The organism is Mesoflavibacter profundi (assembly GCF_014764305.1).
GTDB lineage: Bacteria > Bacteroidota > Bacteroidia > Flavobacteriales > Flavobacteriaceae > Mesoflavibacter > Mesoflavibacter profundi.
Genome location: NZ_CP061703.1, coordinates 2,933,177 through 2,954,893 on the forward strand (window position 1 = coordinate 2,933,177; position 21,717 = coordinate 2,954,893).

19 protein-coding genes are annotated in these 21,717 nt (G+C 31.5%); 6 read left to right on the forward strand and 13 right to left on the reverse strand.

The window, feature by feature from the left end:
• Position 1 precedes the first annotated feature (1 nt).
• The 3 genes from IFB02_RS13165 to IFB02_RS13175 all read right to left on the reverse strand — a co-directional run bounded on the left by IFB02_RS13165 (position 2) and on the right by IFB02_RS13175 (position 2,781).
• Complete coding sequence (locus IFB02_RS13165; RefSeq protein WP_106688832.1) at positions 2 to 1,066, reverse strand: hypothetical protein; 1,065 nt, start codon at positions 1,064 to 1,066, stop codon at positions 2 to 4.
• Positions 1,067 to 1,096: 30 nt separating this feature from the next.
• Positions 1,097 to 1,273: a hypothetical protein gene (locus IFB02_RS13170; protein WP_158256271.1), complete on the reverse strand. Its 177-nt coding sequence runs from the start codon at positions 1,271 to 1,273 to the stop codon at positions 1,097 to 1,099.
• A 161-nt stretch (positions 1,274 to 1,434) separates the two neighbouring features.
• Positions 1,435 to 2,781, reverse strand: coding sequence for a coiled-coil domain-containing protein (locus tag IFB02_RS13175; RefSeq protein ID WP_106688833.1), 1,347 nt, complete (start codon positions 2,779 to 2,781; stop codon positions 1,435 to 1,437).
• A 167-nt stretch (positions 2,782 to 2,948) separates the two neighbouring features.
• Between IFB02_RS13175 and IFB02_RS13180 the strand changes: the two genes are divergently transcribed.
• Positions 2,949 to 3,737: an MBL fold metallo-hydrolase gene (locus IFB02_RS13180; RefSeq protein ID WP_106688834.1), complete on the forward strand. Its 789-nt coding sequence runs from the start codon at positions 2,949 to 2,951 to the stop codon at positions 3,735 to 3,737.
• A gap of 116 nt (positions 3,738 to 3,853) precedes the next feature.
• Here IFB02_RS13180 and ettA read toward each other — a convergent pair whose 3' ends face one another.
• Both ettA and IFB02_RS13190 read right to left on the reverse strand, forming a co-directional pair.
• Positions 3,854 to 5,545 (reverse strand): energy-dependent translational throttle protein EttA, encoded by a 1,692-nt coding sequence (gene ettA, locus IFB02_RS13185; RefSeq protein ID WP_106688835.1) that lies wholly within the window; start codon positions 5,543 to 5,545, stop codon positions 3,854 to 3,856.
• Positions 5,546 to 5,599: 54 nt separating this feature from the next.
• Positions 5,600 to 5,782 (reverse strand): CAL67264 family membrane protein, encoded by a 183-nt coding sequence (locus tag IFB02_RS13190; RefSeq protein ID WP_106688836.1) that lies wholly within the window; start codon positions 5,780 to 5,782, stop codon positions 5,600 to 5,602.
• A 260-nt stretch (positions 5,783 to 6,042) separates the two neighbouring features.
• Between IFB02_RS13190 and IFB02_RS13195 the strand changes: the two genes are divergently transcribed.
• Positions 6,043 to 7,191 carry an MFS transporter gene (locus tag IFB02_RS13195; RefSeq protein ID WP_106688837.1) on the forward strand — a complete coding sequence of 383 codons (1,149 nt, stop codon included), beginning with the start codon at positions 6,043 to 6,045 and terminating at the stop codon, positions 7,189 to 7,191.
• A gap of 49 nt (positions 7,192 to 7,240) precedes the next feature.
• Here IFB02_RS13195 and IFB02_RS13200 read toward each other — a convergent pair whose 3' ends face one another.
• From IFB02_RS13200 to IFB02_RS13210, 3 genes are read right to left on the reverse strand one after another with little or no spacing between them, the layout of a single operon-like run.
• Entirely contained in the window at positions 7,241 to 7,957 is a 717-nt protein-coding gene (locus IFB02_RS13200; RefSeq protein WP_191072851.1) for a pirin family protein, read from the reverse strand.
• Between the two features lie 18 nt (positions 7,958 to 7,975).
• Positions 7,976 to 8,419 carry a MarR family winged helix-turn-helix transcriptional regulator gene (locus tag IFB02_RS13205; RefSeq protein WP_191072852.1) on the reverse strand — a complete coding sequence of 148 codons (444 nt, stop codon included), beginning with the start codon at positions 8,417 to 8,419 and terminating at the stop codon, positions 7,976 to 7,978.
• A gap of 5 nt (positions 8,420 to 8,424) precedes the next feature.
• On the reverse strand, positions 8,425 to 8,958 hold the full coding sequence (locus IFB02_RS13210; protein WP_191072853.1) for an NADPH-dependent FMN reductase: 534 nt from the start codon (positions 8,956 to 8,958) through the stop codon (positions 8,425 to 8,427).
• A gap of 155 nt (positions 8,959 to 9,113) precedes the next feature.
• Between IFB02_RS13210 and IFB02_RS13215 the strand changes: the two genes are divergently transcribed.
• A complete protein-coding gene (locus tag IFB02_RS13215; protein ID WP_191072854.1) occupies positions 9,114 to 10,757 on the forward strand; it encodes an acyl-CoA carboxylase subunit beta in 1,644 nt (547 codons plus the stop codon).
• A 3-nt stretch (positions 10,758 to 10,760) separates the two neighbouring features.
• Entirely contained in the window at positions 10,761 to 12,743 is a 1,983-nt protein-coding gene (locus IFB02_RS13220) for a DUF3352 domain-containing protein (protein WP_106688842.1), read from the forward strand.
• A 4-nt stretch (positions 12,744 to 12,747) separates the two neighbouring features.
• Here the strand turns inward: IFB02_RS13220 and IFB02_RS13225 are convergent, their stop codons facing one another.
• From IFB02_RS13225 to IFB02_RS13245, 5 genes are all read right to left on the reverse strand, one after another.
• Positions 12,748 to 14,403, reverse strand: coding sequence for a SulP family inorganic anion transporter (locus tag IFB02_RS13225; RefSeq protein ID WP_191072855.1), 1,656 nt, complete (start codon positions 14,401 to 14,403; stop codon positions 12,748 to 12,750).
• Positions 14,404 to 14,486: 83 nt separating this feature from the next.
• Entirely contained in the window at positions 14,487 to 16,592 is a 2,106-nt protein-coding gene (locus tag IFB02_RS13230) for a VWA domain-containing protein (RefSeq protein ID WP_191072856.1), read from the reverse strand.
• A 93-nt stretch (positions 16,593 to 16,685) separates the two neighbouring features.
• Positions 16,686 to 17,771 (reverse strand): AMP-binding protein, encoded by a 1,086-nt coding sequence (locus IFB02_RS13235; RefSeq protein WP_191072857.1) that lies wholly within the window; start codon positions 17,769 to 17,771, stop codon positions 16,686 to 16,688.
• Complete coding sequence (locus tag IFB02_RS13240; protein WP_223878848.1) at positions 17,755 to 18,936, reverse strand: CPBP family glutamic-type intramembrane protease; 1,182 nt, start codon at positions 18,934 to 18,936, stop codon at positions 17,755 to 17,757. The genes IFB02_RS13235 and IFB02_RS13240 overlap by 17 nt, the downstream gene beginning before the upstream one ends.
• Before the next feature lie 2 nt (positions 18,937 to 18,938).
• Positions 18,939 to 19,973 (reverse strand): o-succinylbenzoate synthase, encoded by a 1,035-nt coding sequence (locus IFB02_RS13245; protein ID WP_191072858.1) that lies wholly within the window; start codon positions 19,971 to 19,973, stop codon positions 18,939 to 18,941.
• A 62-nt stretch (positions 19,974 to 20,035) separates the two neighbouring features.
• Between IFB02_RS13245 and IFB02_RS13250 the strand changes: the two genes are divergently transcribed.
• A complete protein-coding gene (locus tag IFB02_RS13250; RefSeq protein ID WP_191072859.1) occupies positions 20,036 to 20,935 on the forward strand; it encodes a sterol desaturase family protein in 900 nt (299 codons plus the stop codon).
• On the forward strand, positions 20,925 to 21,716 hold the full coding sequence (locus tag IFB02_RS13255) for an SDR family oxidoreductase (protein WP_191072860.1): 792 nt from the start codon (positions 20,925 to 20,927) through the stop codon (positions 21,714 to 21,716). Before IFB02_RS13250 ends, IFB02_RS13255 begins: the two co-directional genes overlap by 11 nt.
• Position 21,717 lies beyond the last annotated feature (1 nt).

Sequence of the window (21,717 nt, forward strand, 5' to 3'; positions counted from 1 at the left end):
TTTAATTAATTTTTTCAATTTTTAAATCTGAAATTTGAAATGGTGGTTTAGCCAATTTATTCATTATTTCAGAGTTTTTGTTGTATAATAGCTGTATGATTCTATGAGGCGCAAAGACGTATTTTTGTTTGATAACTGGACTCCAATTTTGTAATACTTGCTTGTTAAAAAATCCGCCTTCTTGAAATGTACTTCCAGACATAACCTCATGTACTTTAAAAGACAACGCGTAAGCTTCTAAAGGCACTTCTTTTTTTGTTATTGCTTCTAAAATGGTATGTGTTAATTCGTTTTCGTCTTTTGCAAATACATTATGAAATGCACCAACATCTAACCGTCTTATATGTTTTGGCAACACACGTTTTAAGCGTCTATCTATACCATAAGCCATAGTATCTAAATCCATTTGGCGATCTGCAACTTTGCTTAAAACTTCGTAGATATCTTCTTTGTCTTTTAAAGGATCTTTACCATCGTAATCAAAATACATGTAGCAAATAAATGGTCTGTTTAAGGACACATCATAAAAACTCCAACTGGTCATATATTCTGCTTGACTACCTTCTGGTGCTTTTATTATTTTACCTTGAACAAATCGGTTGAAAATATATTTTTGTTCTACAGAAGTATAATAAACTATGGACGCTGCTTGAAATAATTTATCACGACTAACCGGTTCTTTTACCCTTAATAATTGGTCTAAAAACTCTTCCTGCAATTGTGATACATCTTTTAATTTATTAATGTAATTATGACGTAATGATAAATCATTATATAGGTATCTAAACTCTAAATAATTAGGAAACCCAGAATCCGTTACATCAACTTTCATGTTATCTTCCTCATCGTACATGTATTTAATACGCATAGCCTCGATAGAATACAACAACAGATCTGCATATTGCTTAAAAAACACAATTTCTTGCTGTGTACACAAGTTGTTTTGCTGTACAGCAACAATTAATTCTTTAAGAGCAAAATCTACTTTTTTATGATAAAACACGTATTGTGCTTTACTATCTAAAATAGCCGAATCTAATGGTGTTGTAATATGGTTTATTGACATGTTTTTGCTGTTAGCTTTATGCTTTAGCTTTTATTTTTTTAAATATTGAATAAGTGCCTTTAATATTAATCCGCCAAAGACTAGTACATTAATACTACCAATGATTAATCCAATGTCTGAACTTGTTGTTTTTATTATGAAAATACCAACAATGACTATGATTATTGATAATCCGTTGTCTTTGATAAATTGAATGAAGTTATCCATTTTACACTGTAAATATTGACTAACTTTTGCGTTTTACTTTTACTTGGCTAAGTGATGCGTTAAGGATTGAGGTATTGTTGGAGCACATCTTTGATTGCGACTACCGAAAGCCTGACCTACTTTTGCCATTAAAAGCAAAAGTAGGTAACGCCCTTTTTATTTTAACCTAATAAATCGTCTTCGGTGTCTTGTTTTGGAGTACCATTACCAACACCACTAGAATTATCTTCAGTAGGTTTGTTAGCATCTGCTTTGTAATAGTCTTCAAAAATTTCTTTCATATCGATACCGTAACGCTCGGCAAAATTCTTTTGAATATCTACATCTTTTGCGCGGATTTCTTGTAACGCTTCTGCGTAACTACTATAAACACCTTGCATTACTTTTTCGTGAACTGGTATGTTGTCCATCATCTCTTGACGTGCTCTAGCACTTGCTGTGTGCATTGCTGCTAAGGTCTCACCAATATGCTCGTCTGTTTTTACACCTAAATGCTCTAAAATAGACGCAAACTCTTGGTCTGTACGTGCTTTAAGTGCTACTACGTAACCATCGTAATACTTTAAACGCTCGTCTGTATCTGACTTTAATTTTGCACGATGTGTCTGTAAATTACTACGTAAAGACGTTAAAACTTTAATCGTTAAATTATGCTTGTGTACAAAGCTATCTTTTGAAGCAGCTAAAGTTGTGTAAGCGTTTTTAAGACCTTCTAATTCTTCTACTTTTTGCTCAAGTTTTGTGACTTTAGCTAACGCTTCTGAGTATTCTGTAGATTGTTTATCTGCTACTTCTTCTAAAGCTTGACGCGCTTGTTTTAATAATGCGTATTGCTCTTCTAATTTAGCTTCAGTTTCGGCTTTTTTCTCTAACGCTTTAGTATGATTTTTAGACGCTTCTACTATGGCATCTTGCAGCTTATCTTCTACTTCTTTGATTTCAACCTCACGGTTTTTTAATCGTGTAATTGCAGCTTGAGATTTATAAGACAACTCACTTAACAATGTCTGTACATCTGCACTTTCTATACGCTCTTGGAACATTGCTTTTGCTTTGTTATCTGCAGCTGCACGTGTTTTTTCGGCTTCTTTTAAAGTATCTTCGGCTTTTTTGATTTTGCTTTTTCTTCCCCAAAGGTTATTCCACCATGTATCTGGTTTGTTTTGTGCGTCTTCAAGTTCGATTTTAGCACGTTCTAATGCTTTTTGTGCATCGTCGATTACTTTTTGCTCATCTTCATTTAAAGACGAAAATCGCTCGAAAAGTATACCAACTTCATCTTGATAATCGGTTAAATCTTTAATTGCATCTAAAAGTGTTGTACGGTCTTTTTCTGCCATATGTACAACATCATCTAAGGTTGCGTTAAGAATTTTTTGACGACTTTCAGGATCGTCTTCTTGCGCTAGTTTAGACTTCATTGTGTCAATTGCTTTTCCCCAATTAACGTCTACTTTTTCGTTTTTTTCTTGAGAGTTGGTTTCTAATAAGTCAAAATCATCAGACATATATACTTAGTTTTAAGGTTGGACAAATTTTATGTAAGCAATTTCGTTAAAAAATATTAGTTGAAGAAATATTTTATGCTCATATTATCAGTATTAATTGTTATAAAAATGTTACAAATTATTTTTTCTGTTGAATGATACTTATCTTTAAAAGAAAACCATAAAAAATGAAAAAACTACTATTTATTGCTCTTTCAATGTCTATTTTATTGACCAGTTGTAAAGACAATTCTAAAAAAGAAACAACTTCTGAAATGGCTAACACAGAAGTTATTGAAAAAGCTGAAACCAAAGCGAGTTTAGATTTTACGCCAATCACACATGCAACCATGGTAATGAATTATGGTGACGAAACTATTTATGTAGATCCTACTGGCGGCAAAGCAGCATTTGCTGATTTTAAACAACCAACAATTGTTTTAATTACAGACATACATGGTGACCATTTAAATATTGAGACCTTAAAAGAATTAAACCTTAAAGGTACTTTAATTGTTGCGCCACAAGCTGTAGTAGATAAATTTCCTGAAGACTTTAAACCAATGTTTAAAGTGATGAATAACGGACAAACAGCAGTTGTTAAAGACATAAATATTGAAGCTATACCAATGTATAATTTACGTGAAGAAGCATTAAAATTTCATAAAAAAGGTAGAGGAAATGGTTATGTATTAACCTTTGGAGACGAACGTGTTTACATCTCTGGTGACACCGAAGATATCCCAGAAATGAGAAATCTTAAAAACATTGATAAAGCTTTTGTATGTATGAATTTACCTTATACAATGCCTATTGAAAGTGCAGCAAGTGCTGTATTAGATTTTAATCCTAAAACCGTTTATCCTTACCATTTTAGAGGTACTGAAGGTTTAAGTAATGTAAAAAAATTTAAATCTATTGTAAACGAAGGTAATCCTGATATTAATGTTGAGCTTTTGGAATGGTATCCAAATTAGTTAACTGTTGGCTGTTAGCTGTTAGCTGTTAGCTGTTAGCTGTTAGCTGTTAGCTGTTAGCAAAATAAAAAAATCCTCAAAAATTATTTTTGAGGATTTTTTAGTTTAATCCGTTATTATCTTACAAGCTTTTTATACTTGATTCGTTTTGGCATTAAATCGCCACCAAGACGTTTTTTCTTATTTTCTTCATAATCACTAAATCCACCTTCAAAGAAGTATACTTGGCTATCACCTTCAAAAGCTAAGATATGTGTACAAATACGATCTAAAAACCATCTATCGTGAGATATAACAACAGCACAACCTGCAAAGTTTTCTAAACCTTCTTCTAATGCACGAAGTGTATTTACATCAAGGTCGTTTGTTGGCTCATCCAATAGTAATACGTTACCTTCTTCTTTTAAAGTCATTGCTAAATGAAGTCTGTTACGTTCTCCACCAGACAATAATTTTACCTTTTTATTTTGCTCGCTACCAGAAAAATTGAATCGACTTAAGTACGCACGAGAGTTTACTTCTCTTCCTCCCATCATGACCAATTCCTGCTCGTCACTAAAGTTTTGCCAAATTGTTTTTTCTGGATCTATGTTAGAATGACTTTGGTCTACGTAAGCGATCTTTGCAGTTTCACCAACTTTAAATTCGCCTTTATCAGGTGTTTCTTCACCCATAATCATTCTAAAAATTGTTGTTTTACCAGCTCCGTTAGGACCAATAACACCAACAATTCCTGCTTGGGGCAAATTAAAGTTTAAGTCTTCGTAAAGTAACTTATCTCCGTAAGCTTTACTTACACCAATCGCTTCAATGACATTGGTTCCTAAACGTGGACCATTTGGAATATAAATTTCAAGTTTTTCGTCTAATTGTTTTTGATCTTGACTCATTAACTTGTCGTAATTCTTCAAACGTGCTTTTTGCTTGGTTTGTCTTCCTTTTGCACCTTGTCTAACCCATTCTAACTCTCGTTCTAATGTTTTTTGACGCTTAGAAGCGGCTTTACCTTCTTGAGCCATTCGTTTAGATTTTTGATCTAACCAAGATGAATAATTTCCTTTCCATGGAATACCTTCACCTCTATCTAATTCTAAAATCCAACCAGCAATGTTATCTAAGAAATAACGGTCGTGCGTTACAGCAATTACAGTTCCTTTATATTGCGCTAAGTGATGCTCTAACCAATGTACAGATTCTGCATCCAAGTGGTTGGTTGGCTCATCTAATAGTAATACATCAGGCTCTTTTAATAATAATCTACAAAGTGCCACACGACGTCTTTCTCCTCCGGATAAAACAGCTATTTTTTTATCGCCTTCTGGAGTACGTAGTGCATCCATAGCAATTTCTAATTTATTGTCTAATTCCCAAGCATTAGAAGCATCGATTTGATCTTGAAGTTCGGCTTGACGATTCATCAGCTTTTCCATTTTATCTGGATCGCTATAGACTTCTTCTAAACCAAACATATCGTTAATTTTGTTGTATTCATCAAGAATAGCAACAGTTTCTGCAGCACCTTCTTTAACAACTTCTAGTACTGTTTTTTCTTCATCTAATTGTGGTTCTTGTTCTAAATAACCAACTGAATATCCTGGAGAAAAAACAACATCACCTTGATAGTTTTTATCTACACCAGCTATGATTTTTAATAAGGTAGATTTACCCGAACCATTTAGTCCAAGAATACCAATTTTTGCTCCGTAAAAGAAGCTTAAATATATATTTTTAAGTACTGGTGTATTAGCGCTTTGAAACGTTTTGGTAACACCAGACATTGAAAAAATTACTTTTTTATCGTCTGACATATTGATTACGATTTATAATTTTTGATTTATGTTTTTTATATAATTTATCTTCATTTAAACGCGTCCTTTTAACGCGTTAAACACCCATGCTATTGCAAAAAAACCAATCCCTACAGAAGCAAATCCCCATCCGGCTACATCATCATATCTAAAAGCACCAAGTGCTATTAATGCTAAACCTACAATTATCATTATAAATGTTGCCCAAGCTAAGACTGTATTTTTATTCATTGCCATTTTAAGTTCTGTTTTAAAGTTAAGGAAACACAAATATCGTGTATTTTGACATATTACAAAGTGAAATCAAATTGTTTTATATTAAATTCTTATATTTTTACTGTTGTTTATAGTACAATAAACAGATATAATTCTTAAAAATGTAAAGAACACACTTAAATTTTATCAAGTTTACAATTAACATTTTATTATAGCTAAATTATACTTTATAATTTTGATTTGCTCTTACATTTGTAGCTTGATTTAATTTAAAATTAATTATGAATAAAGCTTTACTTTCTTTAGCTATTGGCGGATTTGGAATTGGATTAACAGAATTTGTGATTATGGGAATTTTACCAGATGTTGCAAATGCATTTGATGTTACAATTCCAGTTGCTGGACATTTTATATCTGCTTACGCTTTAGGTGTTGTTGTTGGTGCGCCAACACTTACAGGCTTTGGTAGTAAATATCCAGCAAATAAAGTCCTATTTGGACTTATGCTTTGGTTTACTGTTTTTAATACGCTTTCTGCTTTTGCTACTGGTTATTATTCATTTATAACATTACGCTTTTTATCTGGATTACCACATGGTGCGTTTTTTGGTATTGGTGCTGTTGTTGCTGGTAAATTATCAAAACCTGGTAAAGAAGCTCAAGGCATTGCCATAATGTTTAGCGGATTAACCTTTGCTAACCTTTTAGGTGTACCATTAGGGACATATTTAGGTAAACATTTTAGCTGGAATGTGTCTTTTTTAATGGTTGGTGTTGTTGGTGTAATGGCTGTTTTAGGTGTTAAATTTTGGATGCCATTATTACAACAATCTTCAGAATCTAACTTTTTAAGTGAATTTAAAATCTTTAAAAGGGTTGAATTATGGCTAATTATATTATTGACAACCATTGGAACTGGTGGATTTTTTGCATGGTATAGTTACATCGCACCATTAATTACAGATGTTGCTGGTCACACAGAACAAATGGTGTCTTATGCAATGGTTTTAGCAGGTTTAGGTATGGTAATAGGTAACTTCTTAGGCGCTAAATTAACAGAAAAATACTCTTCGCTTTATGCGGTAACTATAGTGTTAATTGTCATGGCTATATGTTTAGCTTTAAATACGTTTGCTGCTCATGATAAAATATTAGTTCTAGTAATGACCTTTATAATTGGTGTTGTATCTTTTTCTATCTCTACACCTATTCAATTATTAATTATTAAAGCTTCTAAAGGCTCAGAAACTCTTGGTTCTTCATTAAATCAAAGTGCATTTAATATTGGAAATGCTTCTGGTGCATTTTTTGCTGGAATACCTATAGCTATGGGATATGGATTTACCTCTGCAGATTGGGTTGGTGCTGGAATGGCTACTATTGGTGTTTTAATAGCTTTGATTATTATTTTATTAAGAAAACATAAATAAAAAAAAGCACTCATAATTTGAGTGCTTTTTTTATTTTCATATAAATTATTTAACGCATAGGAACTTCTATAAATAACAATTGTGTATCCTCGTTTGTTTTTAATGTAAATACTTTAGTATCGTAAATTCCAATTGCATCTCTTGACTCTAGTTGATTATTTTCTACTGAAACATGTCCAGAAATGTTCATAATATAAACACCATGATTCTCACTAATCATGTTATAAGAAAACGATTGGTCTTTTGATAAATCAATTCTTGATAATTTAGCATTTTGATGAATTTTTAAACCTTCATCTTCATTATCTATAGACGATACTAACGTTTGTAATTTGCCTTGTCTATCTTCTGCATTAAAATGTTTCTGGTCGTAACGCGGAGTTACATTTTTCTTATCAGGAAATATCCAAATCTGAAATAAATTTAAATACTCATCTGTTTTAGCATTCATTTCTGAGTGTTGTACACCACTTCCAGCGCTCATGACTTGCACTTCACCTGCTTCTACCATTTCCCATGTATTTCCCATAGAATCTTTATGTTTTAAAGTTCCTTTTAAAGGAATAGTAATAATTTCCATATTATCATGCGGATGTGTACTAAATCCCATGCTTGGTGCAATTATATCGTCATTTAAAACACGTAATGCGCCAAATTGTACTTTTTCTGGATTAAAAAAGTTTGCAAAACTAAAACTATGATTAGCTTGTAACCAACCGTGATTTGCAAAACCTCTTTCGTTTGCTTTATGTACTATTGTTTTCATTTCTTTTTCTATTTCTTTTTAACCTCTTAATTTATCTAGTAAGTCACTTAATTCTAAAGCTTCTTTTTCGTTTAAATTATCTAAAAGATGCGTGACTGGATTTTCTGTTGTTATACTCTCTAAAAGTTTTAAACCTGCTTCTGTAATTGTGATTAAAACGACTCTTCTATCGTCTGCAAATGGAATACGTTCGATCAAATTTTTGTCACACAATTTATCTGTTAAACGTGTTAAATTTGGTGCACGTTCTACCATGCGTTCTTTAATGGTTTGCACTTTTATTGGTTCTTTAGCGCCTCTTAATATTCTTAAAATATTGTATTGTTGAGGCGAAAGACCATATTGCTTAAAAAACTCGTTTTGATGACTTGAAATCCAGTTTGCTGTATATAAAATATTAAGCATTGCTTTTACTTTATGATTAGCAAAAGAAGACTTTATAACATCTGAAAAATTTGTCATAATTATTAATTTAAGTGTGAATTAAAAGTCGTAACGGCTTCGATTAACTTTGTATTTAATTGCTCATCCACTACTTCACCATTTTTAAAATTATCATTAAATGAAGGCAAATTAAACGTTGAAACTATTTGAGCATCATGACGCGGAAACCTATCATATCCCATATCAAATGCAGACTTAGCAGCTCTTTCTCCAGGAGAAGTACTCATTAACAACATGGGTTTATTATAAAAAAACTTCAATTCTAATCTTGATAACCAATCCATTAAGCTTTTAAATACTGCTGTATACGCATTATTATGTTCTGCTAAAGAGATCACAAAACCATCGGCGCTTTTTAACTGCTCTAAAAACAATTTGGCATTTTCTGGAAAACCAGATTCGGTTTCAACATTTACACTGTAAGTTGGTAAAGGGTAATCGTTAAGATTTAAAATTAAAACTTCTACATCTTTAATATAGGTTGTTGCATAAGTGACTAGTTGTTTATTAATCGAAGTTTTACTGTCACTTCCTGCAAATGCAATTATCTTTTTCATAGCTATTTTTATTTACTTCAAAATTATGATAATTAAATTTATATTCCAAGGAATATAATTACAATGTTTGTATTTTAAGAAATAATTAACGGATATATAATTTTCTGTTTAAAAAAGCATTTACTTTTTGTAAATTCGTGAAAAAATGAAAGCATATGGATTTAAACTTCAATAAAAACGAAGATCACAATAAATTATTAGTATCAGAATTAAAGAAAAAACTAGCGAAAGTTAAACTTGGTGGCGGAGAAAAACGTATTGCTAAACATCATGAAAAAGGCAAACTTACAGCAAGAGAACGTATTGATTATCTATTAGATAGCAAAAGAAAATCTATTGAAATTGGTGCATTTGCAGGAGAAGATATGTACGAAGAACATGGTGGTTGTCCTTCTGGTGGCGTTGTTGTAAAAATAGGTTATATAAGTGGTAAACAATGTATTGTTGTTGCTAATGATGCTACAGTTAAAGCTGGTGCATGGTTCCCAATTACTGGAAAGAAAAACTTACGTGCACAAGAAATTGCTATAGAAAACCGATTACCTATCATCTACCTTGTAGATTCTGCTGGTGTTTATTTACCTATGCAAGACGAAATTTTCCCAGATAAAGAACATTTTGGACGCATCTTTAGAAACAATGCGGTTATGAGTAGTATGGGAATTACACAAATTGCTGCTGTTATGGGAAGTTGTGTTGCTGGTGGCGCTTACTTACCTATTATGAGTGACGAAGCGCTAATTGTAGACAAAACCGGAAGTATATTTCTTGCTGGTAGTTATTTAGTAAAAGCTGCAATTGGCGAAAGTATAGATAACGAAACTCTTGGAGGCGCAACTACACATTGCGAAATTAGTGGCGTTACCGACTATAAAGCTGCAGACGATAAAGATGCTTTAGATAAAATCAAGCGAATTGTAGATAAAATTGGTGACTATGATAAAGCTGGTTATAACCGTGTTGATGCTAAGAAACCAAAAGAAAATCCTGAAGATATTTATGGGATTTTACCTAGATCTCGAGCTGATCAATATGATATGAAAGAAATTATCAAACGATTAGTAGATAATTCTGAATTTGATGAATATAAAGAAGGTTACGGACAAACCATTATAACTGCTTACGCTCGTATTGATGGTTGGGCTGTAGGTATTGTAGCCAACCAACGTACTTTAGTTAAAACTAAAGGCTCTAAAACCAAACCAACCGAAATGCAATTTGGAGGAGTAATTTATAATGATAGCGCAGATAAAGCAACTAGATTTATAGCTAATTGTAACCAGAAAAAAATTCCGTTAGTGTTTTTACAAGACGTTACTGGTTTTATGGTTGGTAGCAAAAGTGAACACTCTGGAATTATAAAAGATGGTGCCAAAATGGTTAATGCAGTTAGTAATTCTGTTGTTCCAAAATTTACAATTGTTGTTGGTAATAGTTATGGTGCTGGTAACTACGCTATGTGCGGTAAAGCTTATGATCCTACATTAATCGCTGCTTGGCCAAGTGCAGAGTTAGCTGTTATGAGTGGTAATAGCGCTGCAAAAGTTTTATTACAAATTGAAACAGCTTCTCTAAAGAAAAAAGGCGAAGAGATTACTAAAGAAAAAGAAGAAGAATTATTTAATAAAATAAAAGCGAGATACGACAATCAAGTATCACCTTATTACGCTGCAGCACGAATTTGGACAGATGCAGTTATAGATCCATTAGATACAAGAACATGGATAAGTATGGGTATTGAAGCCGCTAACCACTCGCCTATCGAAAAACCTTTTAATATGGGTGTTTTACAAGTTTAATTAATGAAAAAACGTCCCATTTTATCTGCTTTAGGCGTATTGTTTATAGCTTTTTGTTTGTATCAAGTTTATGTGTTTTATTTTGCTACAAACGATAACATTCAATCCATATATTTGGTACCGAAAGATGCGGTTTATGTTATCGAAACCGATCAACCTGTAGATAATTGGGCTACGATTAGTAAAAGTGAAATTTGGCAACATCTAAACACTAACGACTATTTTAACACGCTTGCTAAAAATCTTAATAAACTCGATTCTATTTTTAAGGAAAAAGAATCGGTTTTTAATCGAATTGGCAACAGAGATGTTTTGGTTTCTGCTCACGTGTATGCGCCAAAAAAGTATGGCTTTTTTTATGTTGTAGACCTTCAAAAACTATCACGATTAAATGTATTAAAGTCGCATTTAAACACTGTTGTAAACAACAATTATAAAGTGAGTAAACGAGATTATAAAACTCATGAAATCACTGAAGTTTACGATAACAAAACACGTGAAACGCTATACATAAGCTTTATAAAAAATCAAATGATTGCGTCCTACGTGCACACGTTAGTAGAAGCCTCTATTGATCAATATTTAGAGCCAGAAATTGGTAGAAATCTTAATTTTTTAGAGGTTAAAAAAGAAGTCGACGGTGATGATATGTTTCGTCTATATTTTCAATATGATTATTTAGATGAATTTGTCAAAGTATTCTCCAATAAACCCAACACACTAACCAAATCAATTAGTAACAGTTTAGCGTTTAGTGGCTTTAGTTTCGATTTAAATAAAAATATCATTACCGCAAACGGAATTACAAATGTAAATCCAAATGCTGGTATCTACCTTAAAGCCTTACAAAAATCAGGTAAAGGCGGACGTAGTATTACCGAAATAGCGCCAAAACAAACCGCGTTATATCTTAGCTTTGGTTTCAGTCGTTTTTCTGAATTTTATCAGAATTTTGAGGCACTTCAAAAAGAAAATCCAGAGCAATTTAAAACTTATACCGAAGGTATCGAGCAAGTCGAAAACTTCCTTAAAATAAACATTAAAAGACACTTTATAAATTGGGTTGATGACGAAGTAGCATTACTTCAATTACATTCGTCGGTTTCGCAATCTAAACAAGATGTCGCTTTGGTTTTAAAGGCGAAATATAAAGATGATGCAAAAGAAAATTTAGGCTTTGTTTTAGAGCAAATCAGAAAAAGAAGTCCTGTAAAATTTAAGGAAATAAACTATAAAGGTTACGCTATTAATTTCATGCAAATTAAAGGCTTTTTTAAACTGTTTTTAGGCGGATTATTTGAAGATATTGAAAAGCCTTACTTCACTATAATTGATGATTATGTCGTATTTAGCAATCATCCAAACACGCTTAAAAGTATTATAAACACTTACATTGATAAAGAAACACTTTCTAATTTTGAAGCTTTTAAAGACTTTGAAGATCGGTTTGAAAACAGATCAAGTGTATTTACCTACATCAATACGCCAAGTTTATATAATTCGGCTTACCAATTTGTAGATAATGACACAAAAAAACAACTAAAAGCGAATAAAGATTACTTTATTTGTTTTCCTCAAATTGGATTACAATTAACACCAGAAAACAAGTTTTTCAGCAGTAAAATTGTTATGCAATACGATGACTTAGAATCTGTGAAAAACAATTTCATTTTTAAAGAAGAAAAGCAATATACTTCATCTTATTCTATAGAAATTACCGAAGAAAATTTAGATAAAAACACTGTATTTAATGTTGCTGAATTATATCCAACAGACTTAACTGCAAAAACATTCACCAAAAACTACACTAACGGAAAACCACACATTGTAGTCGAACTTAAAGACGGTTTAAAACACGGTAAATACCAAGAATTTTATCCAAACGGGATTTTAAAAATTAGCGGTAAATACCGAAAAGACAAACAAGTCGGACTTTGGAGAGCTTACAATCTAAACGAAGATTTAGTCTACAAAGACAGACTGTAAACTGCTATAATTTAAAATGCGTTCTTAAATACGCGTAAGCATCTTCTATAGTATCAAAAATATGTGCTTCAGATATTAAATCTGGTACAATATCTATTGATATTAATTTGTCTTTAGGTTGTTCTTGTACAGCGGTTAAAAGTACTTGTATACCACGTTGTTCTAAATCTAAGACTGCATTTTCTAAAGCATATAAACCAGATTGGTCAATATATGGTACACGATCTAACCTAATAATTAATGCCTTTACTTGCTCTGGTATATTTGCAATTTCATCTTGAAAATGAGAGGTAAATCCAAAAAATAACGGTCCGTAAAGGTGTTTGATATATACTTTGTCCTTATGCGCTTCGTAAAATTCTTTTTCATCTTGCCAAGGTTTTTCGCCATCAAAACCAGCCAAAGTACCAACTTCCATACCTTTTTCACCAATATCACTAGCGCGTTTCATAAATAATAAAGAGGCTAATAATAACCCAATTCCTACTGCTTGTATTAAACTACCAAATGTGGTAATTAATAAAACAATTATTAAAACTACAGCATCTGCTCTTGGTACAACTAGTAAATGCTTTAAGCCTTTAACATCTATAATTTTAAACGCAATTGGAATTAATAATCCAGCTAAAACCGATAATGGAATAAACGCCGCTAACTTACCTAAACCAAGTAAAACCGCTAATAAAAACAACCCATGTGTTGCGCCAGATAATCTTGTACGTCCGCCAGAATTTATGTTTATCACTGTTCCTTTGGTTGCGCCAGCACCAGGAATACCACCAAAAATTGCAGCAATTGCATTTCCTATACCTTGACCAATTAATTCGCGATTACTATTGTGTTTTGTTTTAGTCATATTATCTGCGATAACCGAAGTTAATAACGAATCTATCGAGCCTAAAACAGCTAAAACCAAAGCGTATTCTAACACTAAAGCGTAAGCACTAGCATCTACAGAAAACAATCCAGAAACTTGTAAACTTGGTAAACCTGAAGGAATTTCGCCAATAATTGGTACGTCCCATTTTAATAAAAATGATAATACAGATGAAAAAATTAAAGCAACCAAAGCACTAGGAATCGCTTTTGTTATATACGGAAAAACAAAATAAACAATAATTGTTATGACACCTAAAACTAATGCTTGCCAATTAAAATCTGAAAACAATCTAGGTAAATCCTGCATCACTAACCATGTAGATTTAGCTGAACTTAAACCAACAAATGGAAACAACTGAAGGATAATTATTATTAATCCTACGCCACTCATAAATCCAGAAACTACAGGATATGGAAAGTATTTAACGTAACCTGCAATATTTAAAAATCCAAAAACAATCTGAAAAATTCCACCTAATAAAAACGTAAGAATAATGATTGGCATTGCAGCTTCCAAACTACCAGTAATTTCTATGGAAGCAGCTACTAATGCTGCAGAAACAACCGTCATTGGACCAGTTGGTCCACTTGCTTGTGTAGCTGTACCACCAAAAATAGCAGCAAAAATACCAACAGCTATTGCGCCATAAAGTCCTGCAATTGCACCTAAACCAGATTGTACACCAAATGCTAATGCTAAAGGTAAAGCAACAACACCAGCCACTAATCCGCCAGTTAAATCTCCTTTTAAGTTTTTAAAATCGTAAAATTTAGAACTCATAGATTGTATTTTTAGTTAGACCATAAAAATAAATGATTAAAAATTAAAAATACAATCTAGTTCTAAATTCATTATACAATTAATTAAAATGTTTGTGTTTTTGCGAGTCTAATAAATTCTGCACGATAACCGTTTTTATCTTCGCCTCTTCCCTTTTCTGCTAATTGAATCACTAATTCTTGAGATGCGTTATTGTAAAACTGAGATTGTCTTAATTGCATACCAAATAAAGCAACTGCACTAGCAAAATTCATGTTTTCGGAAGCTTCTGTTGTTTCATCTTTTTGAACATGAACCATTTCTATGCTCGTGTCTTCGTCTGGTTTTTTGTATCTGAATTTTACTGTAAATAACTCGTCAGAATAATTGTTATTCGCTTTTTTGTCTGTGTATTTTAAATCAATTTCATCTTTTATAAATTCACTTTTTACACCAATAGGAATCACTTCGTAAAGTGCTGTTACGGTATGTCCTGCGCCTAATTCGCCTGCATCTTTAGTATCATCAATAAAATCTTCGTCTGCTAATAATCTATTTTCGTAACCAATTAAACGGTAGGCTTGTACTTTATTTGGGTTAAATTCTACTTGTAATTTTACATCTTTTGCAATGGTAAATAACGTTCCGCCAAATTCACTTTCAAAAATACGTCTAGCTTCTTGCATTGTATCTATGTAAGCGTGATTACCGTTACCTTTATCGGCTAAAGTTTCTAATTTAGAATCTTTGTAATTTCCATATCCAAAGCCTAAAACTGAAAGAAATACGCCAGATTTACGTTTTTCAGTGATTAAATCTTCCATATCTTGATCTGAAGATGCGCCAACATTAAAATCACCATCGGTTGCTAAAATCACTCTGTTATTTTCTTTTTTATTGAAGTTTTCTTGTGCCAATTTGTATGCTAACTGTATACCTGCGCCGCCAGCTGTAGATCCGCCAGATTCTAAATTATCTAATGCTTTGATAATTTTATTTTTGTGTTTGCCAGATGTTGGTTTTAAAACAACTCCTGCTGCACCAGCATAAACCACGATAGATACTTTGTCTTTTTCTCTAAGCTGATTTACTAATAATTTAAATGCTTGTTTTAATAATCCTAGCTTATTTGGACTTCCCATAGATCCAGATACATCAATTAAAAATGTAAGATTGGCTGCTGGTAAGTTTTCGTTTTCATATATTTTACCTTGTAATCCAATTTTAACCAATTTTGTGTCTTGATTCCATGGTGTTTTCGCCACTTCTGTATGAATTGAAAATGGATGTTCGTCTTTTGGTTGCGAATAATTATAATTGAAATAATTAATCATTTCTTCTATTTTTACAGCATTTGCTGGTACAAATTGACCATTATTAATTAAGCGTCTTACATTGCTATAACCTGCTTTATCTACATCTATTGAAAATGTTGATAATGGCGAAGTACTTACAGTTTTAAACTTGTTTTCGTGAATTTTTGTGTAGGATTCGTTTTCAATACTCTCTAAATCTGGTAGAATATAATTGCTATTCTTAGTTTTTACGAAAACTACTCCATATTTTCCTTTGTCTCCATAAAGTGTTTGACCAACAAAAGTTTTAGCAACTTTGACTTCTGATACTTTTCTCGCTTTAATAGCATTTAATTCCTCTTTACTAGAAATTTTTCCGTCAATTATGTATAAAGGTTCGTTATTATTAATTGAATTATAACCTCTAATTCTAATATTAGCTGTATTACCAGGCTGTCCAGTAGAATTTATTACAGCTACACCTGCAACTTGTCCACTTAAAGCTTGAGTGACATTTGAAGATTCTTGCTGTTTGTTACTAATTAATTGACTAGCATTTTTAATTCTTTCTTTTTTTACACGATGTCTAGTTGTACCATAACCAATTACAACAACTTCATCTAAATTATTATCTGGCACTAAACTCACATTAATTTTATTAGTTGCACCAACTGTAACTGCTTTTGTTGCATAGCCTACATAACTAAAAACTAAAATGTCTCCTAGTTGTGCTTTGATAGTGTATTTTCCATCAAAATCGGTTTGAGTACCGTTTTTTGTTCCTTTTACTAATACGGTTGCAGATGGTAATGGTAACCCATTCTCATCTGAGACAACACCGCTTATTGTTTGTTCTTGTGCATGCATTTGTACCATTGCAAATAGTACAAATATTGTTTTTAAAAATAGTTTCATAATATGATGGTTTAGAATTTATAACTAAACTATAACCAAACCAAAATGTATAAAACTAGTATTGAGTAAAGTGTGTTTTTTGTTGAGTGAAGTCTACTTTTGAAATAGTTGTAATGTTTTACCTCTGTTTACTTTTCCTGAAGATGTTTCTATAAATTTATCTATAGTGTAGATATTTTTAGGTTCTTCTAACTTAGATAACCCTTTTAAATCTGAAGGTTTTAAGTTGAAATCTTTATCTTCTACAACAAGTATCACTTGCTCTCCAAACTTATCATTGTTTTCTTTTGAAATAAAAAAACGTGAAGCTATTTGAGAATGTAATTTAGTTTCAATTTGTTCCGGAAACAATTTAACGCCACCAGAATTAATCACATTATCTTTACGTCCTAACCATTCAAAAGTAGTTGCAGAATGTAATTTTACAACATCGTTTGTTTCTATGGTTTCCTCTAAAATATTTGGCGCATCAATGACTAAACATTGGGATTTATTTTGTGAAATTTTGATGTTTGGTAAGGTCTCAAAATAAGACGTTTCAACTGTACTACAATCGTTATCTGCATTGAAGTTATTTAGCTTTTTTACTGCAATATGCGTTATGGTTTCGGTCATACCATAAGTTTCATAAGCATTCACTTTTAAATTTTGAAGCTTTTCTTTTAATTGATAATTTACCGAAGCGCCACCAATTATTAACGTGTTAATATGATCTAATCTTTGTATGGCTTTTTGTACTTGAATAGGTATCATTGCACAAAAATCGTAGTGTACTTCGTTATCAAAAATTGGATTTGTTTTTGGTTCTATAACTTCAATTTCTAAACCTAAAATTAGCGCACGGACTAGCATCATTTTTCCTGCTATGTAATTTGCAGGAAGACACAATAACGCTGTGTTACCTGGTTCTAAACTAAAAAAATCTCCTGTTGCAATAGCAGAATGTACCATTGCTTGTTTGTTGATTTTAATCGCTTTTGGCTGACCTGTACTACCTGAAGTTTTAACAATGATAAAATCATTTTGATCTTGCCAATCTAGAAGGAATTGGCCTATTTCTTTTTCAAAAGGTTGACCTTCTTTAACTAAACTGTAAGCAACTTCTTTTAAATCCTCAAAATTATAATGCGTACCGTTTAATTTAAAACGATTGTGAATGTTATTAAACGTTGGTATCATCACTTAATTCATGCATTTGATTAGCTATAGGATTACTTACATCTCCAAATAATTTTTCTTTCCAATTGTTCCAACCATACATTTTAGTAAAAATGAAAATTAGAATAGGAAATACAATAAAAACAGGGACAAATATTTCGCCAATTCCCATAACACTTGGATCTGAAATATCTTTTAAAACCGAATCTGTTTGTAAAGCTGTCCAATCCGCAGTTACTAGCAATGCTGTAAACAAGTTATTTGCTGCGTGAAAACCAAGTGCAAGTTCCATACCTTCGTCCATTAATGTAATAATGCCTAAGAAAAAACCTGTACCTATATAATATACCATGATTACATAGCCCAATTTCTCAACTTCTGGATTTGCAATGTGCATAACACCAAAAATTACTGAAGTAATTACAAGTGGTAACCATCTTCTAGCTATGTTTTCATGAATCATTTTATATGTTTTTGATTCTAAATAACTTTCATTAGAATTAGAAAAAATAATTAAAAATAATGTTAGTAATAAATATAGTAATTTAAAATACCATCTAAAGCTTATAGTATTATCTAAAACAAAATAAAGTATTATTGAAACAGTAAAAATTATAAAATATAGAGGAAACTTTTTGTTAATACTAATTACACCAATTCCTTGCATTAAATAACCTCTAAATAAATATTCTTCAAAACTGGTTTGAAATGGTAATAAAACTATTGCTATTACTGCTAAAATCAAGAATTTTTGTAAATCAAAATTCCAAACATAGCCTTCTGGTTGTAAATAATAATCTAACACAACCATTGCGCTAGAAATAATTCCCCAAAAGAAAAATGCAAACCAAATACGTTTCCAATCTATTTTATCTCTTGCTGTTGTTAAGGATAAAATGGTTTGTTTATGAATTACTTTAATCACAAAAAACAAACCTATTAATCCTATTAAAAAGGAAACTAACATTAACGTTAAAAACGTGTTTTGTCCTAAAAGATTGGTTAATTCACTTATTTCTGAAGGCATATTTTGAAGTCCATTTCCTGACTTCATCATTGCCATGATTAATGCAATAAGTAGTGGTAAACTACCTATAAATTGCCATGCTATTAATATGATTACAAATCCAATTAAGTAATGCCACCATTGGTGTTGTCCTTTAAAAGCTTGTTGTATATAATTCATAATTAAAAAATAAATTTCCAGTTTAAGTTAGTATTGTATTGCAATGTACCATTTTTTACTTGTAAAGGTGCAGTAATATTATTTGTAAATAAACTTCCTGTTCCAAGTCCTTGTGGCATCGGATTTTGCTTTAAATACGTATATTGTGCTATACCATTTAGTCCAACATTACTTTCTAAAGCACTAGTAATCCACCAACCAATATTTTGTTTTTCAGCAAGAGAAATCCATGTATCACTACCTTTAAAACCGCCAATAAAACTTGGCTTTAGGATTATGTATTGTGGATTTATAGTGTTTAATAGTATTTGCTTTGTTTCATCATTAAAAACACCAATTAATTCTTCATCTAAAGCAATTGGAAGTGGCGTATTTTCACAAAGTTTTGCCATGTCTTCCCATTGCTTCGGTTGTATTGGTTGCTCAATAGAATGTAATTGAAAATCTGATAATCGTTTTAGTTTTTCTAAAGCAGAATCTGTACTAAAAGCACCATTTGCATCTACTCTAATTTCTATATCGCTTTCGCTAAAATTTTGCCTGATGCCTTTTAAAATATCTAGTTCAGTTTGAAAATCTATTGCGCCAATTTTCATTTTTATACAATCAAAACCATCAGCTATTTTTTGTTTAATTTGCCGATTCATAAAGGCTTTATCACCCATCCAAATTAATCCATTAATTGGGATTGCATCATTACCATTTGTAAAATTTGATGGAAACAGGATAAAAGGATCATTTGCTTCTAAACTTTTAAAAGCCATTTCTAATCCTATTTGAATGCTTGGAAATTCTTCATTTTCTTTATAAAGTACGTCTAAGCCTTTTTCTATATTTTGACACGTGTATTTTAATTGCGTCTCGTAATCTGGTCTATCGTCTGCGCTTAAACCTCTTAAAATACCACATTCTCCAATTCCTTTTTTATCATCCTTAGTTATCGTGATATACCAAGTTTCTTTGGTTTTTAAAATACCTCTAGAAGTACCACTTGGTACTTTAAAGTTTAAAATGTGTTTGTAGTAATTTGCTTTCATTGTAATAATCAAAAATAGGCAATATTTTTTGTATTTTTATAGCATAACTAACTCTAAATAAAATGCAGGAATTTCCTAACATTATACTATATGCAATCCCTTTTTTTATAGTATCTATGGTTGTAGAAATTATCTATACCATAAAATTTAATATTAAATCTTACAACACAAGAGACTCAGTAACATCACTAAGTATGGGCATTGGAAATGTTTTACTTGGTTTTTTTAGTAAAGCAGTTGTGATTGCTGCGTTTTATTTTATTTATGATAATTTTAGGTTATTTACAATACCTATAAGTTGGTGGAGTTTTATTTTAATCTTTTTTGCAGACGATTTTAGTTATTATTGGTTTCATCGTGTATCACATGAATGTCGGTTATTTTGGGCTTCACATGTAGTTCACCATTCTTCACAAAAGTATAATTTAAGTACAGCTTTAAGACAAACTTGGTCTGGCGGATTTTACACATTTATTTTTTGGCTTTGGTTACCTTTAATTGGTTTTCATCCTGGAATGATTTTATTACAAATGTCTATAAGTTTGTTATACCAATTTTGGATCCATACAGAAGCTATACATAAAATGCCCAAATGGTTTGAAGCAATTTTTAATACGCCATCACATCATCGCGTACATCATGGAAGTAATCCTATTTATTTAGATAGAAATCATGCTGGTATTTTAATCATTTGGGATAAACTTTTTGGTACTTTTCAAGAAGAATTAGAGGACGAGAAAGTTGTGTATGGTCTTGTTAGTAATATTTCAACCTTTAATCCGGTAAAAGTTGCTTTTTTAGAATGGTATTTAATGTTTAAAGATGCTTTTAGACAAAAAATTTCAATAAAAAATAGACTTAATTATTTAATAAAACCACCAGGTTGGAAACACGATGGTACAAGTATATTAAGTGACGATTTAAGACAGCAATGGTTAAAAAATAAACAACATGACGTTTAACAATAAGGTAATTTGGGTTACTGGTGCTTCTAGCGGAATTGGAAAAGGTTTAGTTGAGCATTTCTCTAAAATGAATTGTAAATTAATTATTTCTGCAAGAAATAATGACAAATTAGAAGCCATAAAACAAGCCAGTAAAACACCTGAAAATATAGCAGTTATTCCTTTTGATTTAGCCGAAATTGATAACCTGAAAACGGTTGTTAAAACCGCAATTAACTACTTTGGAAATATTGATATTTTAATAAATAATGGCGGTATTAGTCAACGATCATTAATTGTAGATACAGATATTAGTGTAGATAAAAAATTGATGGACGTTGATTATCTAGGTACTGTTGCTTTAAGTAAAGCCTTATTGCCACATTTTATCAAAAATAAAAATGGCCATTTTGTTGTGGTTACCAGTCTAATGGGAAAATTTAGTTCGCCTTACAGATCAGGTTATTGTGGCGCAAAACACGCTTTACATGGTTTTTTTGATGCGTTACGTATGGAACATCAGAAAGACAATATTAAAGTGACCATAGTATGTCCAGGTTTTGTAAATACAAACATTGCTAAAAATGCATTAATAGGTGATGGTAGTTTACAAAACAAACAAGATCAAGCTACAGAAAACGGTTTAACTATAACCCAATTTTGTAAGCGTATGGTAAATGCCATACAAAAGGAAAAGTTTGAAGTTTATATTGGTAAAAAAGAAATTTTAGGCGTCTATTTAAAACGATTCTTCCCTAAGCTACTTCATAAATTTATTCTAAAAAGTGACGTTAGATAAT